The organism is Gelidibacter salicanalis, from assembly GCF_016469035.1.
In the GTDB taxonomy this organism is placed as follows: domain Bacteria; phylum Bacteroidota; class Bacteroidia; order Flavobacteriales; family Flavobacteriaceae; genus Gelidibacter; species Gelidibacter salicanalis_A.
On record NZ_JAEHJZ010000057.1, the window covers coordinates 22,662 to 29,773 of the forward strand.

The 7,112-nt window shown below is 35.9% G+C and carries 9 protein-coding genes; 4 read left to right on the forward strand and 5 right to left on the reverse strand.

Annotated features, from left to right (window positions below; genetic code table 11):
- Positions 1–78 precede the first annotated feature (78 nt).
- The 3 genes from JEM65_RS19870 to JEM65_RS19880 are packed head-to-tail and all read left to right on the forward strand — an operon-like array spanning position 79 to position 2,396.
- Positions 79–1,077, forward strand: coding sequence for a M28 family metallopeptidase (locus JEM65_RS19870; RefSeq protein WP_199603314.1), 999 nt, complete (start codon positions 79–81; stop codon positions 1,075–1,077).
- The gene (locus tag JEM65_RS19875) at positions 1,070–1,753 is read left to right on the forward strand and encodes an SDR family NAD(P)-dependent oxidoreductase (protein ID WP_199603315.1); all 684 of its coding nucleotides are present in this window, start codon (positions 1,070–1,072) and stop codon (positions 1,751–1,753) included. The genes JEM65_RS19870 and JEM65_RS19875 overlap by 8 nt, the downstream gene beginning before the upstream one ends.
- Before the next feature lie 4 nt (positions 1,754–1,757).
- Positions 1,758–2,396, forward strand: coding sequence for an HAD family hydrolase (locus JEM65_RS19880; RefSeq protein ID WP_199603316.1), 639 nt, complete (start codon positions 1,758–1,760; stop codon positions 2,394–2,396).
- Positions 2,397–2,497: 101 nt separating this feature from the next.
- Here JEM65_RS19880 and JEM65_RS19885 read toward each other — a convergent pair whose 3' ends face one another.
- Positions 2,498–2,707, reverse strand: coding sequence for a DUF2945 domain-containing protein (locus JEM65_RS19885; RefSeq protein ID WP_199603317.1), 210 nt, complete (start codon positions 2,705–2,707; stop codon positions 2,498–2,500).
- Between the two features lie 115 nt (positions 2,708–2,822).
- The gene (locus tag JEM65_RS19890) at positions 2,823–3,494 is read right to left on the reverse strand and encodes an RNA polymerase sigma factor (RefSeq protein WP_199603318.1); all 672 of its coding nucleotides are present in this window, start codon (positions 3,492–3,494) and stop codon (positions 2,823–2,825) included.
- A gap of 112 nt (positions 3,495–3,606) precedes the next feature.
- Here JEM65_RS19890 and JEM65_RS19895 point away from each other — a divergent pair, with 112 nt between their 5' ends.
- A complete protein-coding gene (locus JEM65_RS19895) occupies positions 3,607–3,975 on the forward strand; it encodes a DoxX family membrane protein (protein ID WP_199603319.1) in 369 nt (122 codons plus the stop codon).
- Between the two features lie 154 nt (positions 3,976–4,129).
- Here JEM65_RS19895 and JEM65_RS19900 read toward each other — a convergent pair whose 3' ends face one another.
- The 3 genes from JEM65_RS19900 to JEM65_RS19910 all read right to left on the reverse strand — a co-directional run bounded on the left by JEM65_RS19900 (position 4,130) and on the right by JEM65_RS19910 (position 6,748).
- Positions 4,130–4,714, reverse strand: coding sequence for a YceI family protein (locus JEM65_RS19900; RefSeq protein WP_199603321.1), 585 nt, complete (start codon positions 4,712–4,714; stop codon positions 4,130–4,132).
- A gap of 106 nt (positions 4,715–4,820) precedes the next feature.
- Entirely contained in the window at positions 4,821–6,128 is a 1,308-nt protein-coding gene (locus tag JEM65_RS19905) for a hypothetical protein (protein WP_199603323.1), read from the reverse strand.
- A 32-nt stretch (positions 6,129–6,160) separates the two neighbouring features.
- On the reverse strand, positions 6,161–6,748 hold the full coding sequence (locus JEM65_RS19910; protein WP_199603324.1) for a YceI family protein: 588 nt from the start codon (positions 6,746–6,748) through the stop codon (positions 6,161–6,163).
- Between the last annotated feature and the right edge of the window lie 364 nt (positions 6,749–7,112).

Sequence of the window (7,112 nt, forward strand, 5' to 3'; positions counted from 1 at the left end):
TATATAACCAAAGTAAAATCCTGTTTCTATGTAAGAAGCAGGATTTTTTTTATCTTTAAAATCAAATAAAAAAATCATATGAAAAATAGCTTTTTAATTGGGTTGCTTTTAATTATCGTTTCCTGTAAAAGCAAGATACAGGAGTCTCCTGACCCAGGCGTTAAAGACCTTGCAATAGTTGAAAAATCATCAGTTACAGAAACCTTATATTTCGTGACCAGTGCTGAACTTAAAGAAAGTGTCTATTATTTGGCCTCTGATGAATTAGAAGGACGGGCAACGGGTTCAGAAGGTATTGAAAAAGCCGCCATCTACATTGAGAATAAATTAAAGTCGTATAATATTAAACCGTATTTTGAAACCTATCGCGATCATTATAAAGCCAAAGGCATGAACGCTTATAACGTAGTGGGTTTTATTGAAGGGAGCGATCCGGTTCTAAAAGATGAAATCATTATTCTTGGCGCCCATTATGACCATATTGGTTTTGGCAAAGCCGTTGATGGCGATTCGATTGCCAATGGGGCAAATGATGACGCTACTGGAGTTGCCGCCGTGTTGGCTATGGCGCGCTATTTTGCCAATAAAAAGAATAATAAGCGCAGTATGCTCTTTACACTGTATTCTGGTGAAGAAATGGGCTTGTTGGGGTCTAAGCATTTGGCAGCCCGTTTAAAAGAAAAAGAGATTAACCTCTATACCATGATCAATTTTGAAATGATTGGAGTTCCTATGGTTAACAAGGAATATATGGCTTATTTTACAGGATATGATCTTTCTAATATGGCACCAAGGATGAATGCGTATGTCGATTATAGTTTGTTGGGATTATTGCCCAAAGCAAAGGAGTTTCAGCTATTTTATCGTTCGGACAATTATTCGTTTTTTAAAGCTTTTAATAAGCCTGCTCATGCTATTTCTACTTTTGATTTCACTAATTTTGATCATTACCATAAAGTAGGCGATGAAGCCGATAAAATGGATTACAATTTTATGGCCGATTTGGTAAATAGGTTAATTCCTGCCTTTGAAACCATGAGCAATACAACAACCTCAGAAATTAAAATGAATGAGTAAACATATCATTATTACAGGTACCAGCAGAGGTATAGGCTACGAATTGGTTAAATTATTTGCAAAACAAGGTCATCAAGTTTTGGCATTGTCCAGAAACGATGGTCCTGTAAAGGCCTTGAAATTGAAAAATGTGACCGCATTTTGTTTTGATTTGGGAGATGCAGAAGCGTATCAAAAAGTGGAAAACCATATCACTGAGCATTGGAAACATGTGGACGTGCTGATCAATAATGCCGGATTGGTACTCAATAAACCATTTGCCAAAACAACCGTCAGCGATTTTGAAGAGGTGTACCGAACCAATGTTTTTGGAATGGCAGAATTGACGCGTGTATTAATTCCGTATATGATTAAAAACAGTCACGTGGTGACCATGAGTTCCATGGGAGGTGTTCAAGGAAGTATGAAATTTCCGGGGCTTGCAGCTTATAGTTCTAGTAAAGCCGCTGTGATTACCTTGACGGAATTGCTTGCTGAAGAATATAAAGACTCTGGTATTTCATTTAACGTCTTAGCGTTGGGAGCGGTTCAAACAGAAATGTTGGAAGAAGCCTTTCCCGGATACAAAGCACCAATTACACCAGAAGAAATTGCCGATTATATTGTTGATTTTTCCTTAAAAGGGCAGAAGTTTTTTAACGGCAAGCTGCTTCAAGTAGCTAATTCAACACCCTAAAAAAATGTCTAAATACAAATGTGTTATTTTTGATTGTGATGGGGTATTGGTAGATAGTGAGCCTATAGCCAATCAGGTAATGGTCGATATGGCAAATGAACTTGGGGCCAACATCAACTTAGACTATGCGTTAAAACATTTCAAAGGAGCCTCAATACAACGTTGCCAAGAACAAATTGCGGAGTTGGTCACGGAAAGACTCCCCGATAATTTCTTGCCAGATTTTAGAGCGCGAAGTTTTGAATCGTTTAAAAATAATATGAAACCAGTAGTGGGTATCACTGACGTATTGGACGGTTTAGCGCTTCCATTTTGTGTAGCATCGAGCGGTCCGGAAAATAAGATCAGACTGAATTTAGAACTTACAGGATTGCTGCCGCATTTTGAAGAAAACATCTTTAGTTGTTTTACCATTAAAAAATGGAAGCCTGATCCTGCCGTTTTTTTATGGGCAGCAGAAACTATGGGCTTTCAGCCTGAAGACTGTGTGGTTATTGAAGATAGTTTAACTGGCGTGACCGCTGCCAAAAATGGAGGTTTTGATGTATTTGGATTTACGGCACATGATTATCATAACGAACTAGAAGGACAGGCGACGCTAACCTTTAACAATATGGCACAACTGTTAAGGTTGATTGGTTAAGGAGTTACAGCTTGCTTAGCCAATGGAATCTTCCTTTAAGGACTACGTTTTCTGTAAATGATAGTTATAGAATTTGTCTTATTATGGTTAAAAGTTGACGCTCATTTAATTTTTGTCAACGCTTCTCCTTTATGAGCCGCAATATGATCGGTTTTATCACTTTTAATTTCATACTGTGGATCATCTTTACTGGCGTGATGGGTATAGCCTTTATAATCAAAATCTGAATGGTGCACTTTTATGATTTTACCTGAGACATGGCCAGCCTCTGAATTCCATTTAACATGGTCTCCAACTTTAAATGTTGTCATGATAGTTGAATTTTAAGATGAGTAATAGGTTTTATATTTAAGGTTCAAAATTTCTAGGTTAGTTTTTGTTCCCTACAGGTTTGTTCTCAAGGTCTAGAGTCTTGATTCTTTTCCGTTATATATTTTTCATCACATATTCAGTGATTCTATCACATTTACTGTTACCAAATTCAAAAATATCTTTGTCACTTGACAATTCAAAAAGTTTGTTTTTTAACAAGTCTTTTGAGCGGTGTAAACGCACCTTCACATTAGCCAAGGTCAGTTCTAATGCTGTAGCTATATCCTGCAGGCCCATCCCTTCTATCTCCCTCATCATATAAACAACTCTATATTTTGTGTCCAATTGGTCGATGGCGTTTTCCAACAGTTGCTTAGCTTCGTTGTATATCATTTTTTGCTGCGGATTCAGTTGCTTGTGATCTGGTAATTCTAAAATGCTATTCTTATTGAGGCGTTCTGTGAGCTCACTCATATGGTAGACCTTTCCTGTCTCCCTTAGCCTCGCTAAAGCTTCGTTAATACCGATGCGAATGAGCCATGTAGAGAAGGAGGCTTCCAATTTAAATTGCTGTAATTTGGTGAAGGCCTTGATGTAACTATTCTGCATGATGTCCGCAATCTCAGCTTCATCTTTTAGATAGCTTCGTACCACCCGAAACAGTTTTTGATTATGTCGTCGTACCAAGATCTCGTAAAGTTCTTTCTCTCCAGAAAGAATGCGTTTTATTAGTTCTGCTTCCGCTATTTTATTTGAATTAGAAGTGCTCAGGTTTATAGCTTCCATAATGTTATGATTTGTGTTTTAGATACAGAAAACTTATAAAAGTTACAAAATTTTGTATCCTTTTTCATGATTCGCTATCAAAAGATTATAACACACTAAAAACACGTAAATCATGGAGTCAAATGTACAGTTTGTAAAAAACCTTTTAAAATACACTTTTGGGTTGGTGCCAATTGTGGCTGGATTAGATAAGTTCACCAATATTTTGACCGATTGGTCACGGTATTTATCAGATACTCTGGTGAATCTGCTTCCTTTTGAGCCTTCAATTTTTATGATGATTATTGGGGTAATAGAAGTTGTGGCTGGGGTTTTGGTATTCGCAAAAACCAAATTTGGAGCGTATCTTGTATCCGTTTGGCTGGTACTTATTGCACTCACCTTACTGTTGAGCGGCACTTATTTAGATGTGGCAGTAAGAGATCTTGTTATGGCAATTGGTGCATTTTCATTAGCTAAATTATCTGAAAGTAAATCGTAATGCCTAAAGCACATAAATTTCAACTGAACTCCCTTCCGGTTTTTGCGGATTGGAGTTTTTTTGATTATTTCAAAACGGTGTTAAGTCTACAAAAAAGACATCTCAATGGGCGTTAAATATGAAAGGCTTATCAAGATTGCTGCCTCAATTGAGTCTAACACTCTTTAACTACCAATTTGAAATTAATTTCAATCTCATCTGAAACCACGATAAGGCCAAGCATTTTTTTAGGCGCTTCAAGGTCGAAGTCGTTGATGTTTAATTTAAGCTTACCAGAAATATGCCAACCATTATCCTGATAGAATTTAGTTTCCATATGGTAGATTTGTTTTTGTCCGGCTATTTCAATTTCAATTGAAGCATCAGCAGTGTTGCTCTTGTTTGGTTTTAGTTTAATTTGTTTTAAACTAAGCGTAATTTTAGGATAAATATCGGATTTTAGCAATCCGTGAAAATCTTTGTTGATGCCTCTACCACCACAATCAAATCCACTATTCTCTAAAATTAACAGCGACTTTTCAAATTTGATAACATCAGCGTCACTTTCGTAATGAATAAGAATAGGATCGTTCAGGTTCTTTATGTTGTACTGGCAGGTAAAATCTGTAACATTGCTCGTTCCTTTAATGTGCAATTCACTTTGGGATGTGATGCGCACAGATGTACTGTTTTTTACAGTGTCTAACTTGGTAAAGGAAACCAAAAGAAGTAAGGGTAAAATATAGAGTAATCTTTTCATCGTGCTAGATTTTGTAGTTGCAATTTATTTATAAAAAAACAAACCTCAATCATTTAGTGGACTACTAAAAAATTGAGGTTCGCTAATATAAACTCTACTCTGTATATTAGAAGCTAATTACTGCCTCAGCCATTAGTCCATTGAATTTGCCGTCTGCAAAAGAGCTTGTAGCCTTGTAACCATCATATTTTTGATTTACGTATTCAACTTTCATAAGAATATTTTTTGTCATAAACCAGCCTCCTGCAATTTGGAATCTTGAAATCTCTACATCATCTCCACTCGCATCTTCAGAATCGACTGTGTTGTAGCGACTTCCGATATAGAAGTTTTCGTTATTACCGAATCTGTAAATAAGCTCACCAGAAAATTGATTGGCTTTTCTATCTTCTAATTCTGCATTGCTTTTGCCGCTAGTTCTTTCTATTGTTCCAAAGAATTCCAATCCTTTGTATTTTATGAATGGATTGATCATGACAGCAGTAATCTGATTTTTAAACCCAGGATCGTATCTTCCTGATCTAAAATTATCACCTGATGCTGTTGCAGGAATCATAACCCCATAATATCGTGATCCAGCTCTATCTGCGTTATACAGATATGAACTCGGAACATATCCTGTGTTATAAATAGATCCAGTTAAGCGGAATCTCAAATCGGTATCAATCTGTTTGTCATATCCAATTTTTGCCAATAATGAAGCGCCTCCTGTAGTTCCATTAGCTGATTTATTGATGGATTGATTTAATTTACCATTGGCCATTCCGATCATTCCGATAAATCCATTTTTTCGTATCAACAACTCGGCTCCAACCTCTGTTGTGAAAGCATCCATAATTAGGTTTCCTACAAATGGATTATAAATAGCTTGTGCATTATCACTTCTTCTAAAGTGGGCATCACCGTAATTGTTCTCCATATGCCCAATTTTAATCGTAGCATATTTCATGAAATCTTCTAAAAATCCTTCTTTGATAAATTCTAATTTGTCAATTTGGAAATATCCTCCTTTAACATAAGGTTCTGGATGGTGACGAGAAGATAAATAGGTACGTAAGTGCATTCTAACACCATCATATAAAGCCACATCCAAGTCTAAATTGGCTGTCGCTAAATTAAAGTTAGACCCAATTTCCTTAAGTTGGTAAGGATTTGTTGTCACGCCATCTACAGTAACAGAAGGGTTTAAATTGCTGTGCTCCAAAGCTTGAAACTGAATTGTTGATGAACCACCTATTCTTACTTTTACGTTTTCAAAAGTAGATACAGTGTCTTTAGGAGACTCAAAAACGTTAATTCCGTTTTTGTCTGGCTCTCTATAATTGTCAAGGCTTCTATCGTTCTTTTGGGCATACGTAGTAATTCCTGCAAGAAGTAAGAATGCGATTGCTGAGTTTTTAATTAGTGTTCTCATGGTCTTAAATTATTTATTTTAATTTTTGGTTGTTATTTATTTAGAATGGTATTGAATGTAATAGTAACTTGATCTCCGGTCGTGATTGTTCCAAATAGAGCTTTAGGAGGGTCTATTTCAAAATCAGTCATCTTAAAGGCTTTTTTACCTTTTAAGGTCACCTTATTGGAAGATGTATGCATATCTAAACTGAGATGTTGTTTTTTAGTAACTCCGGCTATTGTCAAGTTGCCGGTAACCTCAACTTTATAGTTGTCAGTTCCTGAAGCTTTAATTTCTTTTACTTCTGTAAGCTGAAAAGTGATGGATTTATGTTTTTTGGTATCTAATGCTTTATAGGTATTTTTGTCCATTGCTCCTTTGTCACTTTTAAGGCTTTCTGCAGTAACCTCAAGAGTTAGTTTTTCGATTGTCATTTTGTCGGCAATGTTTAATACAATTTGACCTTTTTGTTGCTCGGCGTCAATATCCCAATCATGTAAACTAGAGGTTCCAGAAACCGTAAGTTTAGAAGCTGAATTATCAAGATTATACGTTTGTGAGTAAACTTGTGACGTTGATAAAATGAGCAAGATTAAGAGGCTCAATAAAGGTTTGACGATATTTTTTGTAGTTGTCATAATAATGTGTTTTAATATTATGATACAAAGTTGGGTAATAAATAAATTTTAAATAATGATAAATATCATCTCTTAAAACGAGATTATTTTGTTTTTAATTACGAACAGCTTGACCTATTAATGTCAGTTTTGAAGAGAAGTGGGTCAGAATGGCCTTCAAGGGTGCTAGCTACTATTCATAAAATGCTTGCACAAGAAAGTGGGTGCTTTTGATAATTAGCATGATATCCTATAATCTCAACAAAGGGTTATTTTCAGACCAATTAAAAGGTAATGTGTTAGCGTATGCTGGGAGAAGAAAATACGGTGCGGCTATTATTTTAGAAGTCGTGGGGAATTTTATTTAGTCGAACCTTAACTACAC